Raw genomic sequence first — 20,111 nt, forward strand, 5'->3', positions numbered from 1 at the left:
ATTATATCCTAAACTCTCCAGAATCGATTTTATTCTGCCAAATTTCTAAACAATGTTTAATCTTATCAACTGTCGGAACAAGTGCTAAACGAAAATTTCGATCACATGAATTACCAAATGCTTCTCCGGGTGTCGCCATAATCCCTGTAGTGCTCATAAGTGTATGAATAAAATCACGCCCCGATTGATAACTTTCAGGTATTTCTCCCCAAACGTAAAATGTGGCATTACTGGGAAGCACTTTGATCTTATTTTTTTGCATAAATGCATCGACCCATTTTCTTTTTTCAGCAAAAATTCTGTTTCTTTCATATACATGCTCAGTGTCTCCCCAAGCTGCAATCGCAGCGGATTGAACGAAATCTGGAGTTCCTAGTCCGACATTGAGACGATATTTAGCAAATTGAGCAATAAAATCAGCCTGTCCAGCAACAAAGCCAGAACGATATCCTGTCATACCACTGCGCTTGCTCAATGAGAAAAAAGACAGAACATTTTTAAATTGCTGGTCTTTCGCAATTTCTAAAAATGAGATCGGCACTTCTTTACCTTCATAGAACATGTCCATATAGCATTCATCGGATAGAATCATAATGTCATTTTTGAGAGCCCATTCATAAATTCTTTCCATTTCACCTCGTTTTATCACAGCTCCAGTGGGATTGTGAGGGTAACATAACCATACTGCTGCCACTTGCGAAAGAAGTTCAGTTGGAATTTCAAGGGGATCGAAGACATAATTCTTTTCTCTTTTCAAAGGATTTTCATAAGGAATACCACCTGCCAACAGAGTTCCTGCTTTGTAAACCGGGTAGCCTGGTTCTGGGAATATGACAATTCTTCTCATAGATGAAGAATTTAACAATAACTGCGGTATATGAAAGACTGCTTCTTTGCTGCCATTGGAAGAAATTATTTCTGTTTGATAATTTAAATCAACATTGAGCCGCTTTTTAGCCCAATCTGCACAAGCTCTCCGCAATGTAGGTGAGCCAGGATTTTGTGGGTATTGACTGACGTCAGCGACACCCTCTATGAGCGCTTGTTTAATAAATTGAGGTGTGGGCTCTTTTGGATCACCTAATGTGAAATCAAAAACTTCTATACCCTGAGCGGTGAGCTTTTCTTTTATATCTTCATTTTTTGTCAAAGCAAATGGCTTAAGTGTAAGTAACCAGGAGTTTAATTCAGTTATTTTCATTTATAAGACCTCACATAGAATACACTTTTTGGAACTACTAGGTATAGCTTGAGAGAGTATGTGAGACAAGAACAGTGTGGATGTTATTTTTTACGTTTTTTAGATAGTTTGCTCAAAAAAAAGAGATAGCTATCGGGATTATGGTTAAATTCAAGTTTATTTTTGCATTTTGGACAGAACTTTTCGGGACCATCAATATAACTTTTTAAACCTGGTTCGATGTCATAACCGACCACTAAGGTGAAAATCTGTGTATTATTGCATGTTTCACATACATATTCGGCATCAAATGATTCTACTGTACACTTTTTTCCAATGAATTCGGGTACCATTGATAATTGATCAACAACGGGACAAGCACAGTTGATATAATGCAATTCAACATCTTGAAGTTTTTCAATAACATTCACCCATTTACGCACACCACTGCTATTAATTCGAGTGATATCTTTTAAATCAATAAAAAGTATGTCTGTTCTTTTAGTCAGTAAGGCATCAAAATTTGAATGTTCATCAATAGTTCCAGAAATAGATACGTAATCATCTCGTTTCCACTGTATTGATAAATCTGTTGTCATGCAGGTTCACCTGTTTCGCGTCTAGAATTCATTCTTTCAATAATATGGCAACAAAACTCGGAGAGTTCAACCGACTTATCGGAACATGAGATGAGAGTTCCAAGTCTGTGGGCAAGAATTGCCGCAATTTCATCGGGCGGTAAGGAATCATCTATTGCCCCTTTTGTAATCAAATCATCAACTTCCATAGAGAAACGCCAAAGTTTAACAGTAAGTGCATCTGGCTTATTTAACTGTTCTTGCTCTTTCTTCTTTTGCATCTGGATCTTTTTATGAGATAAATTTACGACATTATTCATAAACACCTCTTATGGTTTTTCTATATATATTCTACCATAGTAATTTATCGACTTCTTTATCAATATTCTTATTAATCCATGCCTGAGCGGATTCTTTAGCAAATTTGTCCTTAGCCTCTTTGGCAATTTTCTTATAAATCCCTTGTACTTCAATATCTTGAGAACTTCTCATCCGTTCTAACCGCTGAACGTAGCGCAGCCATTCTTCAGAACCATTCGCAATCCCCTTTTTATCAAGATAAGGTAAAAAGATTGATTTATCTCGTAAAAGTGTTGGTCGAGTGATAGAAACGGCCAAAAGTGTTTTGGCAAAAGTTGCGTCACACAAATGACTTTTTTGCTCCTTTTCATTAAAAATTAAATTTATCCATTGTTCCGTTGTCTTAGCTGTCGCAATTGTATCCCATTCCTCGTCATTAAACTGTTCTTTCATTCTCAACATCCAATTACAAAAGACTTGAGTTTCAAATATTTTTTCGGGTCGACTCAATAAATCGCGTGAAATAACAGAATTAATAATACTTTTCACAGAAACAGATGAGACAAATTCATATTTTAATAATTTTTGTAACGTTAAAAGTTCCCAAAAGTCCTCTCGATCCGTCATTTCGAAGGCTGATCCTTCGTAAAATTTCACTTTTTTACCCCAATCTGCACTGGTAGATTTGAGCATTTGGTATCCTTCAATCGCTTTTTCAACCGAAGGATGGGTGGTCAAGCTGTAAAATATTTCGTGCATGGCTTTTCCATCGTGACCAATATTTGTCTTCCGCATTTCTTTCCATATTTTTAAATCAGTTAAAAATGCGCTACAACGTAACAACTTAGTTTTATCCTTATCGTCCCATTTTAATCCATAGACATACTTGTGATTATTTTTTTCTAAACTAAGCAGCCGTTTTCTATTTTTATTATAATAATCAATAAGTTTTAAACACTCGTTTTTTTCTGCGAGAAGAGTGCCCTCTGCGAGTTCAAGCTCTTTTAGGCGTTGAGAAAAAAGAACTAAAAATTCACTATTCGGAAATTCGTTTCGATAAATTTCTATTCTATCTTTTTGCTCCTGAGCTTTTTCAACCACAGTTTTTTTCATTTCTTCTTTTGATTTTTCGCTCATATCAACTAAATCTGAATTTAATAAACAGGCTTTTGCCTGTTTTTTCAGAACATCCCTCCCATCTTTTATTTTATCTAAAACTTTTTTGTATTCTACTTTTTTAACATTGCGCGTGAGTTTCTTTTCATACATACAAAATAGTCTCACCTGCGCATCTTGGGATGCCGGATGTCTATCAAAATTTTTTAAAATCACTTCATAAATTGTTCTTGCCAAATCCATATTTTTATTTAATTCAGCAATTTCTGCTATTCTCAAACGTGCCCAAGGTCCGAATTCTGGATCACCAACAGATTTAATAAAACGCTCATAACCTCGTTTTGCGATGTCATATTGTCCTTGCCAATAGGCACTTTCAGCTCCAAAAAATATCGACGCTGGAGCTTTTTCAATAAAATCTTTATTGTAAAGCTCAGACCATGAATAAGATCTTCTAGCCCATCTCAAAATATCTAAATCAAAATAAATATCTCCTGATAAAGTAAACAATAACGAAACAAGATCTGGATGACATTGTCTAGAAATACCACTGGCAATATATTCGATTGCCTTTGTGGGATCTTTAGAAGAAACCATTGCAACTGCCCTAAATAAATCTATTGTTGCTAAAAGATCGGTATTATTTTTAGGAGCCATAAATATTTCTGTTCTTGCAGTTGCATTTTTTCCCACTATGAGAGGAGAAGATATTTCAGGGGAAGGATAATTAAATTTTTTAATAAATTCTTCCATTTTTCCGGCTGATGTAAATGCTCGTTGCCATATTAACCAACCTTGATTCATAGCCATTGCATCAGCATATACGATCGGCATTACCGTTCTTATCCAGGCAAGCGGGTCAACAGGTTCAGGTAATAAAGAAACAGTTACCTTTTCTCCTGATATTTTTGCCAAAAGTTTAAAGTATGTCGGTGAATTAAATATACTTTTATAGATTGGATCGATCACATCTTCTTTATTTGTTGGAAAATAGACTGTATCATCCATTCGTGTTGTAATATATGAAAATAAACTACGTGCAATGGAATAATGATCTCCATCGCTGTATTCTCTTTCTGAAGGAGGAACGGTGTTTGCGTTCCATATATGTAGATTAGTTTCGTCATTAGATGATAAAAATATGAGAAAAAATCCATGTAAAATATTAACATTCATGCGTATAATAGATTCAATCGAAACTTTATCGTTAGCCAGTTCCAATTGCAAAAAGAAAAAACAATCATAAGCATTTTGCAAACGATTTTGTAGCCAAAACTCTTGGCACATATTTAACTTTGATGTGTATTTATCATCGGCCTTAAAATATGCTAATTTAGTTAAGTTATAAACTGGAAAATGAATTTTTACAGTAGGTCTTTTTATAGTTGGTGGAAACCCGACGATCAGTGATTGTGCTGGGTTTTTATGAGAATCAAACCAATTTCTTGGTTCTTCTTCTTTAATACTACTTGCAAAATCGGCAATAAAATAAAATGAATCAAATATTTTTTTACGTACATCAGCTTCTTCCATCTTTTTAAAATCATAAGGAGTGATATTCTTATTTTTTTTCAAATCAGTCGCATTTAAAGGTATGAAATCTTCATTATCAAAGAGACTGGGCCATTTCTGAGCAAAGCAAGAAAAGTGATATGTTATTATAAGTAAAATGTAGAAATATTTTAATGTTAATAAATAGTTCAGCTTTAAATAATTCTTCACACTTTACCTCCTTTTAAACTTATCGACCTAAGTTTTTAGGGAGAAAGTGCAAAAAATGGTTACAATTTACCTGACATTTCTGTTAAGTTTGAAGGAGATTCCATTTGTAGATCTTTTTTTAGTTTCAGTTCCATTTTTTCCACAAGATCAACGATACGTTCGCGAACAAGTAAGCGAGCGCCGTTTAAAAACGTAATGGTAGTATCCGGTAAATTCTCTATCCATTGGATATTATTTTCATTAATATAAACATCCGAACCATCAAGCCGAGTCACACGTATCATAGCAAGAACCTCCGCAAAAACCAAAGCTGCATTGCAAGGCTGAGATTTTAGATCTATTGTGCACAGCATAGATTGTAACAGCTTCTTTCAACCTATAACAGTCCGAGTTTTTTGGAAAATTTATATGTCACAAAATATTGAATCCGTTCGAAAAAAAATATTGCTATCTGTCTTTTTAATTATTTTTATCGATCTTCTTGGATTTGGTATGTTTATTCCTATCATGCCACAAATTGCTCGCACTTTTCATGCATCAGACTCACAGATTACATTGCTTTCCACATGGTTTTCCCTTGCAACAGTTCTTTCAGTCGTTTTTATAGGACATCTTTCGGATCGCTATGGCCGGAGAAAAGTTCTGATTTCTACTATAGTAGTCTCATCTATTGCTCAGTTACTCACAGGTTTTTCAACTTCATATCTCCTTTTGGTGGGAGCAAGGGTCTTAGCCGGTTTAGCCAGTGGCAATTTGTCAGCTGCTCAAGCATGTATTGCTGACATCACGGATAAGAAAGAAAGAGCTAAGTTCATGGTTATTATTGGGTTGGCTTTTGGTGGTGGTTTTTCTTTCGGTCCTGCAATAGGTACACTCGTGATATTATTGTGCGATTCATTGAATATTTTTACAAACAGTCACTTTAAGGCGATCGGAATCGCAGCTTGTGCTTTAAATTGTCTAAACTTGATTTTGCTCCTTAAGCTTCAACCCGAAACTCATCCAAAATTTGCAAAACCCTATATTCGCAATCTATTTGCTGAGTTTCATCATAATCCAGAACATAAAGAGTCTGATGTTGAAAAAAATCTCTCTTTTAGACAAAACTTAAAAATCTACTTACAAAACAGGCCTTTTATAGGGGTTATGGTATGCATGCTCCTACAAGTTTTTGCCTTTGCAGGAGTGGAAACGCTGCTTCCTATTCTTTTGAACGATGCCTATCATTTTAAAGAAACACTGATCTATAAGAGCTATATATTTATTGGTGTTATGACATTATTAGGGAACGCATTTTTGGCACGTTATTTCCTTAGACGCTTTGGGGAAGTCATCACTCTACAATTTGGTCAACTGAGTTTAACTCTTGGTATCTTTTTGATCCCCATTCTAGCCCCTAATCCTTACGTACTTTTTACTGCTCTTAGCTTTTTATGTATGGGCACAAGTATTTCTAATCCCTCAATAAATGCTCTTGTAAGCCGACTTTCTCCCACTTCTTCACAGGGATTTGCCTTTGGTCTATCTCAGTCCATAGGTGCATTTTCAAGAATAATTGGACCAGCATTTATGGGCATTGCCTATGAAAGTGGTTTTTCAATCCATACATTAAAAGGTGAAAAATCTCTTTACATCTCTGCCTTTATTCTTTTTACTGGGATCATTGTGAGTTTTGAAACTCTCCGTAAAATTCGCAGCACTTTCATTTTACCTAAAGAAAACAAGGTATAAAGAGTTAAAGGAAAAGAAAAGGATGAAAAAATCCCTTGCAATCAATATTGCAAAAATTGGACAAAATTTAAATATAACTTTTGGTAGATTTCCATCTAACAGCCTAAATTCAATACATTTTGATGATATTTTAACTGAGTGGACCCAAGAGTTTCTAAAATCGACTTCACTTGCAACACAAGAAGATCAATATACAAATTTAAAAGGTCAGCTGAAAATCTCAAAAGAACACAATATGTACCGAGTAGAAGGTGAAATTGAGTTTTCCCCGATGCTCGAATGTGTACGTTCATTAACGTTATTCAGAGAAAAAATAATAACACCTGTCAATGCCTTTTTTGTCCAAGAAACGTCTTCAGTATATAAAAATTCAAATATTTCTAGATACTTAAACAACTCTGATCCCAGTGATGAAGTTGAATTATCTGAAACTGATTTGGAGACATATTCTTTTAGCAATAATATGATTGAACTCGATGAATTTATTATTGATTCTCTCTATTTAGCACTCCCTGAACTCCCGCTATGCCGCGAAGATTGTAAAGGACTTTGTCCAAGCTGTGGAACTGAATTAAATGATGTTCAATTCGAAGGCAGGCTCATCAAACCAATGCATGCGCAAAAGTGTACTTTTCACAGTCATTAAGCAACAGTCAAACCCCTCTCTATACTTCTGATTTGGATGGGGTTTTTCTAATTAAATCAAAAATAAAACACATTTAACAAATTAATTTTAAATAATTATTAATATTTTGTTAATAAACACTAAATCTCCTACCGAAAGAATGACAGATACATTCTTGGATATGAAGGAGATCGACCTAAATGAGGGTTATTCAGTCTTCCTTCTTGAGAACAATAGTCAAACTATTTGTTGTAACATTTTGTTTAGTTAAGAGTTTTTTGTTGTATTCTCAAGAACTTAAATTCGACGAATATAAAGTGAAAGCAAATGACACTCTCATTCACATCCTAAAAAGGCATTCTTTGCGTCCGGTTTTTGGACCAAATGGATCTCTAGCTGAAACTCTTGAGTTAAATCCTGAAAAAAAGAAACACAATGGCGATTTAATATACATTGGCGAGATTATAAAATTACCCAACTTTGACAATTGGAAAAATACACAGATTTCGAAACGCCAAAAAAATATAAACGATGAATATTCAAATAACGATCCGACACATAAAAAACAAATGAGTCCTCCAGAAGATATTGCTGCAGACTCTCTTCAGGATAATCAACCCAAGGAACAAAAAAAGAAAAGATCAATTGACAAGCCTATGGTGCAAAAACCAGAGCAGGGAAAGTCTGTGACAACAATTCCTCCACCGCAAAAAGTTATACCTGTTATTGATGCACCCTCACCACAAAAAGCAAAGCCTGTTGTTGATGCACCCTCACCGCAAAAAGTTAAGCCTGTAGGAATGGCACCGCTTCCACAAAAAAGTAACGAAACCCAAAGCACATTTGTCGATAAAAATAATTCATCAAAAGTTGATAAAAAATATCAAAATAATTTTATCGATGAAAGCACATTACCACAAAACCCAAAAGCAATTCCTGCTAAGGAAAATAAAACAGCGATAACGCCGGAAATTAAAGAAAAAGAAACCAGCACTGTCCAAAGCGACAGTCAAGCTGATAGTAGTTTGAGCCCAATTATTACTAATAAAGATAATTTTTCGGAAATGCCAAGTTTTGAATTCTTTAAGGAATCATTAAAATATTGCATTACAGTACCAGCGTGTAAAATTGGCTTTCAAGAGCCTGATTTAAAATGCTGCAAAAAACCCAAACCACTCTTTTATGCAAACCCTCCTGATTCTTTCTAAAAATAGATTGAATTTATAGAACAAACAATAATTAAATGATACAAAAAAATAATTATTAATTCTAATTCTTGCTAAATCCTTTCTAATAAATATAAAATGAGATATATTATAACCGTCTTTGTTTTATGTTTCACTCTAGCGAAAAATGGCCTAAATATGCTACAATACAGAAAGATATCCATAATAATAATTTTTATTTTACTATTCAATTCTTGCAAAACTGTTCAAGAAAAAGATAAATATTATTTTAAAAAAGAAGATTGGGATGATGCCCCTATTAATGAAGGAGATAATAAAAAAGAAACTCTTATCACTTCTCTTGAAAAGAATATACAATGGCTTACTAAAAAAAGTAACAGTTCTTATTTTCAATTAAAAGATATTAAATTCTCTACTGAAAGTTATTTATGTTCAAGTAAAAAATTACTAGAATCACTCAAAAATAATGAAAATATACTTTTATCTCTAAAAAATAATTTTGACTTATATAAAGTATATTCTGATGATAACCAAGATATTTTATATACTGGTTATTATATTCCTGTTGCAGAAGCATCCGAAAAACATTCTAAAATATATCAAACGCCAGTTTATAAAACGCCACCTGATTTAGTTTCAGTGTATTTACAAGACTTTAACCCTATTTATAAAGGGAAAGTATTAAGAGGGCGTGTACAAAAAAACCAACTCATACCCTATTGGACAAGAGAAGAAATCGTCGATAAGGAAGTTTTATCAAGAAAAAATCTAGAAATTGCATGGGTCAAGAACAAAGTTGATTTATTTTTTATTGAAATACAAGGTTCTGGTTTATTAACATTTGAAAATGGTAAGAAAAAATACATTCATTACTCTTCACAAAATGGAAGAGATTACAGTCCAATAGGTGCTTTATTATTCAAAGAAGGACATTTAGAGAAATCAAAAATCACTATGCAAAGCATTCGTGAATGGCTTGAAAAAAATCCAAATGAAAAAAGTCGTGTGTTAAATTATAATAAATCATTTGTATTTTTTTCACTAGAAAATGATGGGCCATATGGAAATATTAATGTAAAACTCACAGAAGAAAGAAGCATAGCAGCTGATCAAAGCATTTACCCTGCTGGTACTTTAACTTTACTCGATTTCAAAATGCCACCTTCATTAAAAACAGAAACTAACTTACAAGATCTCCAACCTGAGCAATTTAGACAATTAGCTTTTGTCCAAGATACAGGTGGTGCTATTAAAGGTGCTCAACGAATTGATGTTTTCTGGGGGGAAGGCAATCATGCTGGAGAAATTGCTGGAGTAACCCAACAAAATGGCAATATATTTATTTTAGTTCCAAAAAATGTTTGCAATCCATAGCATAGAAATTTTGTTTTAAAAATTGTTTAATGCAAGCGCTGTGTGATAAAACCAAACCATCCTTGAATTTGTTCCCACATCGTTAAAGAATTCTCTTTCGATGTAATATGCAGGCCTATAAAAATAGCCAGAAGAATAAGGCACCAAAATAATATAAAATTGCTATATTTTTTAAGTAACGAAATTAAGAATTTCTTTCGTACCTTTTGAAACTCAAGTTCAAGCCAATTATTGAGCGATGACCAGCCCGCTATATAGTCGACAAAAACTTTTTGCTCGAGTGTATTAAAATAATGTTGTGCTGCTTTGGAATCTAATCCTGAAAGTTCTGCAACATTGCATTGAGTGAGCAACCAGCCTGTTCTTAAAAGTTTAACTTCATAGATAGCTTGTGGGACAAATCTTTTTTTAAAATAATGAAAAGAAAGTAAGGTAAATAATCTTTGAAATGAAATTTTAGAACTTTGCGTCAGAGATTTTTTCAAAATATCGAGAAAAACATCATCCACATCGGATGAACCAGAAGGAACACCTACATATAAAGCAATTTTAAAGAGAGCATTTGTACCAATATCAAAAGCTTCAACCTCACTTCCCAATATATCAGAAGTAATCGTTGCTTGCATTTGACTTTTCTTGCTATTTATATCGAAAGAAGTGTTCACAAAAGATCTATCTCACTAAAGTTACCCATTCCACTCACTTCAGGCAAATACTCTATATCGTTCTTTGGCACAAGCACTTGCCGTTCACCACCTCTAGTATGTGCAAGATACCTTGGACAAGTTTTATGAGAACTTTCTGTAAATGGGGCAAAGGGGCAAGCCGCACCGCAAGCTGATTTCACACCACAGACTTCGCTCAGAACGAGTTTCCCCTGAGCATCGACCAAACCTTGTTTAACATGATAAGGACAACGACTCTCCTTCATTCTTTACCCTCCTTAGCTAAAAATCACAAACAGAAGCTAAATGTGTAAATTTTTTAAACACATATAAATTGACAGTTATTTAAGCTTTCATGGCTTTAAACAGAGTAAATCATATTGCATATCACCAGTCAAATATTTTCCTATGTAATTTGGGAAGCTTATCTTATTACTCATATGTCATTATTTTGAAAGAGTCAAAAATATGGATTCTTTCAGAAAAAAAATGATTTTTATATTTTTAAAAATGACAAAATAATGGAAATGAAATAAAAAAAATGAACGATTTATATTATTCTTTGTTTTGTAAGACCACTTTTATCCTCTTGTCATTTTTCTAATCGCTTTTTTAATAGAAATTCCAACAATTTAAATATTCAAACCTCCCAAAACATTTAACATAATAATATTACTAAATATTATAAGGAAATTATGATTTGAAACCTTGAATCTATTCATTTAGCTTTTAAAGAATATGGAATTGCGGTTCTATATTAACTAAACAAGTAAATGCTAGGTAAAAGGATATTAAAATTTATAAATCTACAATTTCTGAGATATCTGCTTCTTAAAGCAGTTTTAATGAAGTGAAAGTATATTAGTACAATATATGATCATTTCTTTTAAAAAATTGATCCGATTTTTTATATCCTTTTTTTTCAATTTAATCCATTTATAAAAAATATGACAAATTATTTGTCGCTATTTTTTAAAAAGGTCTGTTTAAATGCAAAAAAACTCCACTAATAAAGAACTAAGTCCTCAAGATCTGTGGCTATTGCAGGTCAATTTAACTCCCTTGGAAAGGGCTCATGCTCTCGACTATCTATTAAATAAATCAACACCAATTGATTTCACATCCCTCGTTTCACACTGTTGTTCCAGTAGAGAAAAACAAAAAAAACTCTTACAAAATTATCAATTGCTACCAAATATATCTTCTACAAATGAACCTCATTTGTTCACCCGTGCTCAATTCGAGAGCACTTTATCAAAAAAGATCCCACACCCGAATTTATTAGCAATACAGTATCTTGGAAATCCCGAGATCCTAAATTCGCCAAAAATTGCTATTATAGGCTCACGCAGACCCACTTTATATGGAAGAGAACAAGCCTATCGCTTCGCAAAAGAACTTGCACTCAAAGGCTGTACGATAGTTTCGGGCGGTGCTATTGGCATAGACACAACAGCTCAAGCAGTCGGCCTCCAATATGGAAAATCATGTTGTGTCTTAGGAAATGGACTTTTAAATCCCTACCCCCCTAGCAATACCCAACTTTTTCTAGATTTAAAAAAATCAATTCAGGGACTTATTTTAAGTGAATTTTGCCTAAGAGAATGTGCCCAGAAATGGAATTTCCCACAAAGAAATATCACGATAGCGTCGATGGCTGACTTTGTTCTTGTGATTGAAGCAACCCTAACGAGTGGAAGTCTAATCACTGCGCATGCTGCATGTGAACTTGGAATTGATGTTGGTGCTATTCCTGGAAGCATTGACAGTATTAATAGCGTAGGCTGTCATGAGCTCATAAAAAATGGTGCTTTTTGTATTCAAAAACCACAAGATATTTTACAAAGAATCAAAATAAATAATTAAAATAAAAAAACACTAGCTTTAATTGTCAAGTCTAAGCTATTCTATTAGCTTTCTTAGATATGCGCATTTGAACTGTGCATTTTATAAGTTAAGGGTAATCAGAGTGAAGAAAAATTTTTATGAAGATTCAATGTTTCTGTGTCGCCATAAAAGCATAAAAGAATTTGCAATGAATTTTTGTGCGAAACAACAAGTTGATGAAAATGTGAATTGGTCTGTTGTTTGCGAAAGAAAAGAAGATCTCATTGTGATCCGTAATCAATTATTTTATCAAATTGAAAAGTACAATCCAGCATGTGAAAAAACGAATTCCGTGATGGGTATTTCTATGTACACACTTGATAGCCTAGCAAGAAATTTTTGTGCTACTCTAGCTTCAACAAATAATAAAAAAATACAATCAGAACTTCCAGAATTTATAAATAAACCTTATATAGATGTCGTAACTCAAGAAAATTTTCTTGAAATTATTCTACAATTATTTGGTTACACCAGCAGTGATACGCTTCCCCTTGCAAAACAAATACTTTCGCTCATCGATACATGTTGGCCAAAAGATTTAAATTTTATTCAATTGATGATCAACACCCAAGAAAAAGAACATATTCGTTCCATTCAAGAAATCAATGAATTAGCTCTCCGCCAAATAATGGCTGTCTACCAATATGCAACTTTAGAGTTAAGAAATTACGCCAGGTTGCAAAGTTTAGTAAATGAATATTTACAAATAACTTTTCGTTCTCACCTAATGAATAAAGAAACGCAAGCTGAATTAGAATTGCCAATTCATTTTTTAAAAGGTCATATATTATGGGTATCAGCACCAGAATATACCGGGATGGAAAAAAGTCTTAAAGAAGAAATCCCTGAACACGATTGCATCAAACCTGGGAATTTCCAAAGTATTATTGTCCATGAATTTAAAAATGCGATTCTTGAAGCTCGCGAAATTTTAAATTTCAATACAAGTGTTTTTTACAATTCAAGGACTATTATTTCTCATAAACAAAATGCGCAAGAATTTGCAAAAAATAATTCACAAGATATAAATCGAACAAATATCTCATATTGGGTTGCAGATAATAAACACAGCTATTTTGATCAGTTAAAATTGACTCTTGCAGATAAAAATAATCTCACGCTCTTAGCTGATTTTGACCCAGGAAGTTTTAAAGAAACACGATCCGATGCAGGAGGATCCTATGCAATTACATGCAACGACATTGAAGCATGGCAAAATAATAATATAAATTATACCGATTCAGATAAAATTTTTCCAAAAATAAATGATTTATTTAAAAATTATTTAAATGCCATTTCTCTGATTTCCAAAGAAGACACCCTAAGTTATATTTCTAATAATTATGGCTTAAAATATGAAAAAATCAACAATAATTCTCTTCTCTATTTTTTCAAAAAAAATATTGAAAATGAAACTATCTTCTTAGAAAGTCCTCACCCTATTGCAGAGTGTCCAAGAGCTCTCTCCTATCTTAATGGAGAAAACCTTCCGAATAAAATTATCGCTGCTGGACGCGCTCATGCCCCTACCTCTTCAAGTTTTCATGTCAAAGTCCTTAACAATGCAATTTCTATTTTACGCAGGCAAGGTGTTATTATTGATCTTCCAGCTAGTGAAATCATGTATCGAGGTTTTTGGCAAAATTTATGCACACAGAACATTCCAATCGAGTTTTGGCTTGAAAATAGTGAAGAACTCGCAAATTTTCCTAGTTATTTAAAACCAGAGAAGAATATTTTAGCCTTGGGTGAAAAGCTTCCTACTTATTCGCACTCACATCTATATTCACGATTGAACCTATTGAGTCAAAATCCAAGCTTTTTAATACCGGATTGGAAAACTCGCTTTTTCAAGACAAAAGATTCTATTTCAATCACAGAGTTTGAGCGTTATATATTGTGTCCCTTCCAATATTTTCTCTCAGATTTTTTAGCAATAAAAAAAATAAAAAATGAGAATTTAAGTATTGACAATATGGCTATTGGTAGCAAAATGCACAGTATTGCTGAGCAGATTGTTACAAAGTTGGTTATAACATTAGGTAACAAAAATTATAGCTCTGTTATGTATGAAATTTATAAAAATATTCTTGAAAACTTAAAGGACGAAAATCTCTTTATAAGTCCTGATAAAGAAATATGGCACAATTTATTTATATCTGCAATTGACAAAACAAATAGTAAATCTGGTAAACAAATTATAACAATTTTTAAAGATATAATAGATCTTCTCTGGCAATTTCCCGAATCCAAAAAAAGTCTGTTTGAAAAAAATGTGGAAAGAGAAACAGTAAAGAGAACATTTTATCGTTTTCTTATGCTCGAAAAAATCTTTACTGAAAATATTCCTAATAAAAAAACAGGAGTGGAACGTGAACGAAATATTAAACTTAAACTCGGACAATTAACTTTTATTGGAAAAATTGATAGGATCGATGCAACTCCGGATGGCTTGCATATTATTGACTATAAAACCTCAAAGGCCTCGAAGCAAACACAAAAATTAACTTTACTGCCCTCAAAATTTAAACACACTCAATCAGGTTATAAATTAAGTGTACAAGGAGGACTTTATTCTTTGGCATGGGCAGCACAAAAGCTGTTAAATGAAGAAGAAGATTATCATCATTGTATAAAGTCTTTTTCTCTTTTTCAACTTAAAAATTTAGATGAAGATAAAAATATCATTCTTGAATATGAGTTTTCTCCACCGATGGTAAAAGATGGACCATTTTATACTCAACTTTATGAAGAATATAGCGAATATGCAACTAATTTAGCAGAAGGAAATTTCTTCCCAAATCCAATTAATTCTGCACAATGCACATTTTGCGATTATAAAAGCATCTGCCCCGTTTCAAACAAATATATTGCTGAAAATGAAGAAAGCGAAAACGATGGCTGAACTCACTTTAGAACAAAAAAGTTGTATAGAATTTTATCCAAATAAATCTGATCAACAACAACATCTCATTATTGAAGCCGGAGCAGGAGCAGGGAAAACCCAAGTTCTAACAGAACGGATTTTTTGGTTATTGAATCATAAAAATCCTGCAATAGCTGTCAATCCAAGTAAACTTTTTGTAGTAACTTTTTCAAAGGATGCAGCAAAAGAAATTTCGGAGAGAGTTGAAAATAAATTGCGAATAGAGCAGAAATCAAAAGATCTATTCCCTCTTATTCATATTTCTACTATAGATAGTTTTTTTGCAGAACTTGTACAATGTATTTACCCTACCTGGTGGGGTACTCAAATTTCTTTGCATAAAATAAACTCCATGCCTCCTAAACTTCAACTCGTTAATGAAAATATAGTTTGCCAAGAGCTTGATCGAGCGCTATCAAATTATTTTAAAAATAATTCATTTAATGAATTTCAAAAATTTTCTGCTATTGATTTTATTTTATCTGGGGGTTTTAAAAAAGGCTATCAAAAAAATAAAGGTACATTAGAAAATCTATTATCAACAATGTGCAGTGAAAACTTCCTATCGGCAAGTGAAAATGAAATCCGAATTTCAGCTCAAAAAATTCATCCAGCAACACTATTTCTATTATTAGATATGCATAAAATATCCAGAGATCAATACCTATTAAGATTGTTAAAAGGTGAGCTCACTTATGCAGACAAAACAGTTTTTTTAAAAGAAAATTTAAAAAGTAATATTCCAATACAAATACAGGAACTCATAGTCGATGAGTATCAAGACACAAATCATATCCAACATACGATTTTATCTCACCTTGTCAATGAATGCCAAGCACGAATGGTAGTCGTAGGAGACCCAAAGCAAAGTATTTATGGATTCCGTAGTGCAAGTGTTGATGTTTTTCAAAATTTAAAAAAGAATCGTGCTTGGAAACACATTGAGCTTAAAAAGAATTTCCGCTCAACACCAGCCCTTTTAAAAGAAATTAACAAACTTGCAAACATTACATTCTCTTGGACTGATCCAAAGCTTTCCAATACTTTTATCAATTCATATTTTTATAAAGAATCTTTAAATAAATTCATTGAAGACAATCCACTTGAAGTTGGTGATACTAGACTACAAACGAATCCTACCAAAGAATTATTTCACATTAATTCTTTTGAGGATTATACTATTGATTATTCATCCTCTGTATTCTTAGTCTCAGCGTCACTGAACACTGCACGCTTAAGTAACGCTGAAAATATTGCAATATTGAATGCCGACAAGTCATCTCTCAAAGATTATGCGATCACTTATTACGCTCATTATTTAAAATCTTTCAAAGATAATTCAATTTATAAATGGTCAGATTTTGTTTTTTTATGTGAAACAAATAATGATGTTATTTATATCACCGAAAAGCTGAAAGCATTAAATATACCTATTAAATGCAAAGCAAAAAACACTCAAGCTAAACAGGATCAGCAAGAGCTAAATGTAGCTTTGGCCTTAGCAAAAACTTTGGCATTTGAAAGTGATTCATATGATTTATATCAAATCATGCAAAGCTCACTTTCTCCATATACGCATATTGAAACAGAAAATTATTTTGTCCAATTTAAATATGGACTTAACCCTGAAAATCGCATTTTAAGTTTAATTCATTCTTATCAAAAAATCGCGAAAGAGAATTTTTATAAAGCCTGGCAATTATTGCGATGGAGTATTGTTGATTTACATGAGAATCAATCTGAAAAATTACTTGCTTCTGTGTTCTGTGCAAAAATGGATCCTTTTGCTAAAACTCTCATTATTAAACTTTCTTCTCCATCATTCAATAGATCACTCTTGAATAAAATAGATGAAAAATTGAAGCAGAACACTGCTAGAAATTTCGATCATTTTTTTCCAGATTCTATTGAAAATTGGGATATTCATGCATTCAATACAGAAATCGATCAATCAACCGATGCTTTGGAAGTTAAAACTGTCCACTCCGCAAAAGGGTTACAGTGGAAAATTGTTTGTTTCTTACCAAATTGTTCTAATGATAAAAGCTATGGGAAATTTACTGTCGCACAATCATCAAAAACACTTGATATATCTTGGTTACAAGACGATGATAATTCTCTTTCAGTAATGAAGAGAATTAAAAATATTTACTTCAATGAAGAAGATCACTCTATTGAATATAAAAAAGACGGTAGCTTAAATAAAATTCATTGGTTTGCAAAATTAAGAAATAAAGTTGAAAAAGATTTTGAACGTCAAAGAGTTTTTTACACAGCATTCACTCGAGCACAGTGTCATCTTATTTTATTTCAACCCATTCGCGGCAAGAAAAAGGGAATTCGTGATAATATTCATGAATTAAAAAGCAATGAAACATCTGTACAAAGTTTTTTGGAAACAGAGGTTTTCTTAAAATATTTAGACAGTCATTTTATGCTAAGAACTCCTGAAAAATTAAAAGGAAAAGGCTCGAGAAATTTACCTGCCCCCATTCCACCAGAACCTTGGTATCAAGAAAATGAAAATACACCAAAATTATATTTATCTAAGTGTCATAATATATCTTATTATGAATTTGGTCCAAATTTCTACTCATTTTATAAAGAGAAATTAAAATTCCTTAATGAAATTTCAACACCCAACAGGAAAAATGAAGAACCACATTCTGTCAGCTATATATTAGGCCCTAAAATTGAGGCACAACTCGAAACAATTAATAAAGCAAATTTTTCTGAATCTTTACTTTCTCCTGAAAAGGAAGATTTACATACAATTTTAGCTCAATTAAAATTGCAAAGAATGCAAATTACAAAAGGAATTCTTTATCATGCCGCTGCTGAAAATAAAAAATCAAAAAAATCTTCACTTTTAAACTTTTTAGAAAGAAACTCCTACCAAACATTTCATGAACTTGAAATTTGGTCAAAACGTGAAGATAAAATGCATTTTTTAAATTCAGCGCGAAATATCCTCGATTTTCTCTCTTTGTATAAGCTCGCGGATTTTGTGAAGACGGACTTTGAATATGTTTATGATTTTGCTCTTGAAAAAAGTCTAAAAGTGCAAGAAGCAATTCGTGAAAGCTCTCCCGAAACCACCATTGCTCTGATAGTCGATTTTAAAACAGGAAAAAAAGACCCAGAGCATCTTCATCAAATCCGTAACTATATGAATATTATAGACAAAAATTCCCTTGCCCGTATTGATGTCAAATCTAAAAGAGACCGCCAATACCTTATCCTGAGTGCTCTTTGCTACAATAAAAATGTCGATGAAAAAGAGGAATCTTGTTGGGAGGATCTAAATTTGCCAAAGCGTCAATTGGCGACAGGAGAATCACTTTATTTGTTTAAATAGTAAACTTTTCTCTCAATAAAACCGACATATCACTTTGACCAAGGGTATAAAAAGAGTCACAATTTTTTAAACCTGTATTATAAGGCTTATGATGACATCAACCACTCTCTTCTATATTGCTGAAAACCTGAATAAGCGGATTACGCCTGCACAGATGAATGCTTTTCAAAGTGTGTGTGATGAATCAAAAGTTACCCTTCAACAAAATCTCAACAATATTGAGATTATGAACCAGCTCAAAGCAAAACCTGAATCCTTCCTTATTCTAGATGTGGATGATTTTATTTGTTTTATTAAAAAAAATAATACTTTGGTAAATGAAAACTTTATCTTAATGCCCCAGGAAAAAGAGTCCTTTGAGCTCGAAAGTCATAAAGATGAACTAAAGAAGATCCGATTTATTATTGGAAATCCTCCAAATGATCTTCTGAAAATCTTCTTAACGCATATATTTGCTTATAAAAATTCATCCGATAAAAAAGGGATCTGTTCCTATTTTGATAAAGAAAATAATGTCTATTTTAAACATGAAGTTATGCACTCTTCCGAGAGAAGCACTCTGCAACAAAAAGTTACAGATTTTTTCCAAGAAGAAATTCAAAAAAATAAAGATAAACTTGTTGCCGGCACAAGTTCCTATGCAAAGAGCATGGGGGATATCCTCGATGAATTTTTGATGAATGCGATTTGGGATGCAAATCCCAAACGTGCTGACACGGACAGAAGCATACCAATTGCTTTAAACGAAGATGAAAAAGTTGATTTACTCTGCATTTTCGACACATTAAATTTTATACTCTCTGTCAGTGATCAATTTGGTACTTTTTACGGTGGGGTGATTGAAAAATATATCTGTCATGCCCTTGGTCTAAAAGAACCACGAGTCGGTATCAGCCAAAATACAGCTGGTGCTGGTCTCGGTATTTTTATGGTTATGCAAAAAATCGGCGTCCTTATCTTTGAAGTTGAAAAAGGGAAAATAACCCGAGCAACCGCAATTGCTCGAGGAGATCAAACCATGCGCGATTTACAGAAAAAACCAAAAACAATATTATTTTTTGAGCGGAATTGAACTTCAGCTGTGCAGTTGCACCTATATAAAAGAACTGCAAGTTTTGGCTAAAGAAGCGATTCTAAACCATTTCAAGATGGCCCTTTTTTCATAGGAAAACACCTGTTAATTGATAGAGAATCAGAACTAAGCGATTGAATTAAATATTTTAAATATTATGTGAAAATTTAAAAATTATTTGCTTTAAAATTTGTATTTATAGATGCTTTCGCGTAAGAATCTAATCCTGCCTATGAGACTAATTTGAAGGAAAAGGGGCTTTATTTAGTATGGCTGAAAGTGCACTCAAATCTGAAGAGCATAAGAAAGAAATTCTTTCAGTATCAGAGTGTTACATTATCAAATTATACATGAACGGGTCTTATAACCTTAATTCAATTTTTAAATATA

At 32.8% G+C, this 20,111-nt stretch carries 15 protein-coding genes; 8 read left to right on the forward strand and 7 right to left on the reverse strand.

The window, feature by feature from the left end:
* Position 1: 1 nt before the first annotated feature.
* From H7355_RS01840 to H7355_RS01860, 5 genes are all read right to left on the reverse strand, one after another.
* On the reverse strand, positions 2-1,201 hold the full coding sequence (locus tag H7355_RS01840) for an aminotransferase class I/II-fold pyridoxal phosphate-dependent enzyme (protein ID WP_186644451.1): 1,200 nt from the start codon (positions 1,199-1,201) through the stop codon (positions 2-4).
* An 83-nt stretch (positions 1,202-1,284) separates the two neighbouring features.
* Complete coding sequence (locus H7355_RS01845) at positions 1,285-1,779, reverse strand: hypothetical protein (protein WP_186644453.1); 495 nt, start codon at positions 1,777-1,779, stop codon at positions 1,285-1,287.
* Positions 1,776-2,078 (reverse strand): hypothetical protein, encoded by a 303-nt coding sequence (locus H7355_RS01850; protein ID WP_186644455.1) that lies wholly within the window; start codon positions 2,076-2,078, stop codon positions 1,776-1,778. The genes H7355_RS01845 and H7355_RS01850 overlap by 4 nt, the downstream gene beginning before the upstream one ends.
* A gap of 31 nt (positions 2,079-2,109) precedes the next feature.
* Positions 2,110-4,896: a tetratricopeptide repeat protein gene (locus H7355_RS01855; RefSeq protein ID WP_186644457.1), complete on the reverse strand. Its 2,787-nt coding sequence runs from the start codon at positions 4,894-4,896 to the stop codon at positions 2,110-2,112.
* 59 nt (positions 4,897-4,955) lie between these two features.
* A complete protein-coding gene (locus H7355_RS01860) occupies positions 4,956-5,180 on the reverse strand; it encodes a flagellar FlbD family protein (protein ID WP_186644459.1) in 225 nt (74 codons plus the stop codon).
* A 124-nt stretch (positions 5,181-5,304) separates the two neighbouring features.
* On the opposite strand from H7355_RS01860, the gene H7355_RS01865 reads away from it, so the two are divergent.
* The 4 genes from H7355_RS01865 to H7355_RS01880 all read left to right on the forward strand — a co-directional run bounded on the left by H7355_RS01865 (position 5,305) and on the right by H7355_RS01880 (position 9,813).
* Positions 5,305-6,627 carry an MFS transporter gene (locus tag H7355_RS01865; protein ID WP_186644461.1) on the forward strand — a complete coding sequence of 441 codons (1,323 nt, stop codon included), beginning with the start codon at positions 5,305-5,307 and terminating at the stop codon, positions 6,625-6,627.
* Between the two features lie 22 nt (positions 6,628-6,649).
* Positions 6,650-7,273, forward strand: a complete 624-nt coding sequence (locus tag H7355_RS01870) for a YceD family protein (protein ID WP_186644463.1) — start codon at positions 6,650-6,652, stop codon at positions 7,271-7,273.
* A gap of 179 nt (positions 7,274-7,452) precedes the next feature.
* Positions 7,453-8,460 carry a LysM peptidoglycan-binding domain-containing protein gene (locus H7355_RS01875; protein WP_186644465.1) on the forward strand — a complete coding sequence of 336 codons (1,008 nt, stop codon included), beginning with the start codon at positions 7,453-7,455 and terminating at the stop codon, positions 8,458-8,460.
* A 156-nt stretch (positions 8,461-8,616) separates the two neighbouring features.
* Entirely contained in the window at positions 8,617-9,813 is a 1,197-nt protein-coding gene (locus tag H7355_RS01880) for an MltA domain-containing protein (protein ID WP_186644467.1), read from the forward strand.
* Positions 9,814-9,839: 26 nt separating this feature from the next.
* Here the strand turns inward: H7355_RS01880 and H7355_RS01885 are convergent, their stop codons facing one another.
* Together H7355_RS01885 and H7355_RS01890 are read right to left on the reverse strand one after the other, a co-directional pair.
* On the reverse strand, positions 9,840-10,439 hold the full coding sequence (locus H7355_RS01885) for a hypothetical protein (RefSeq protein ID WP_186644469.1): 600 nt from the start codon (positions 10,437-10,439) through the stop codon (positions 9,840-9,842).
* Positions 10,440-10,474: 35 nt separating this feature from the next.
* Positions 10,475-10,744, reverse strand: a complete 270-nt coding sequence (locus H7355_RS01890) for a hypothetical protein (protein WP_186644471.1) — start codon at positions 10,742-10,744, stop codon at positions 10,475-10,477.
* 724 nt (positions 10,745-11,468) lie between these two features.
* Here H7355_RS01890 and H7355_RS01895 point away from each other — a divergent pair.
* The 4 genes from H7355_RS01895 (at position 11,469) to H7355_RS01910 (ending at position 19,721) form a co-directional block, all read left to right on the forward strand.
* Positions 11,469-12,344, forward strand: coding sequence for a DNA-processing protein DprA (locus H7355_RS01895; RefSeq protein WP_186644473.1), 876 nt, complete (start codon positions 11,469-11,471; stop codon positions 12,342-12,344).
* Positions 12,345-12,447: 103 nt separating this feature from the next.
* On the forward strand, positions 12,448-15,270 hold the full coding sequence (locus H7355_RS16115) for a RecB family exonuclease (protein ID WP_186644475.1): 2,823 nt from the start codon (positions 12,448-12,450) through the stop codon (positions 15,268-15,270).
* Positions 15,263-18,649, forward strand: coding sequence for a UvrD-helicase domain-containing protein (locus H7355_RS01905; RefSeq protein WP_186644483.1), 3,387 nt, complete (start codon positions 15,263-15,265; stop codon positions 18,647-18,649). Before H7355_RS16115 ends, H7355_RS01905 begins: the two co-directional genes overlap by 8 nt.
* A gap of 88 nt (positions 18,650-18,737) precedes the next feature.
* A complete protein-coding gene (locus tag H7355_RS01910) occupies positions 18,738-19,721 on the forward strand; it encodes a hypothetical protein (protein ID WP_186644485.1) in 984 nt (327 codons plus the stop codon).
* Positions 19,722-20,111 lie beyond the last annotated feature (390 nt).

The organism is Fluviispira vulneris (genome assembly GCF_014281055.1).
GTDB classification, from domain to species: domain Bacteria; phylum Bdellovibrionota_B; class Oligoflexia; order Silvanigrellales; family Silvanigrellaceae; genus Silvanigrella; species Silvanigrella vulneris.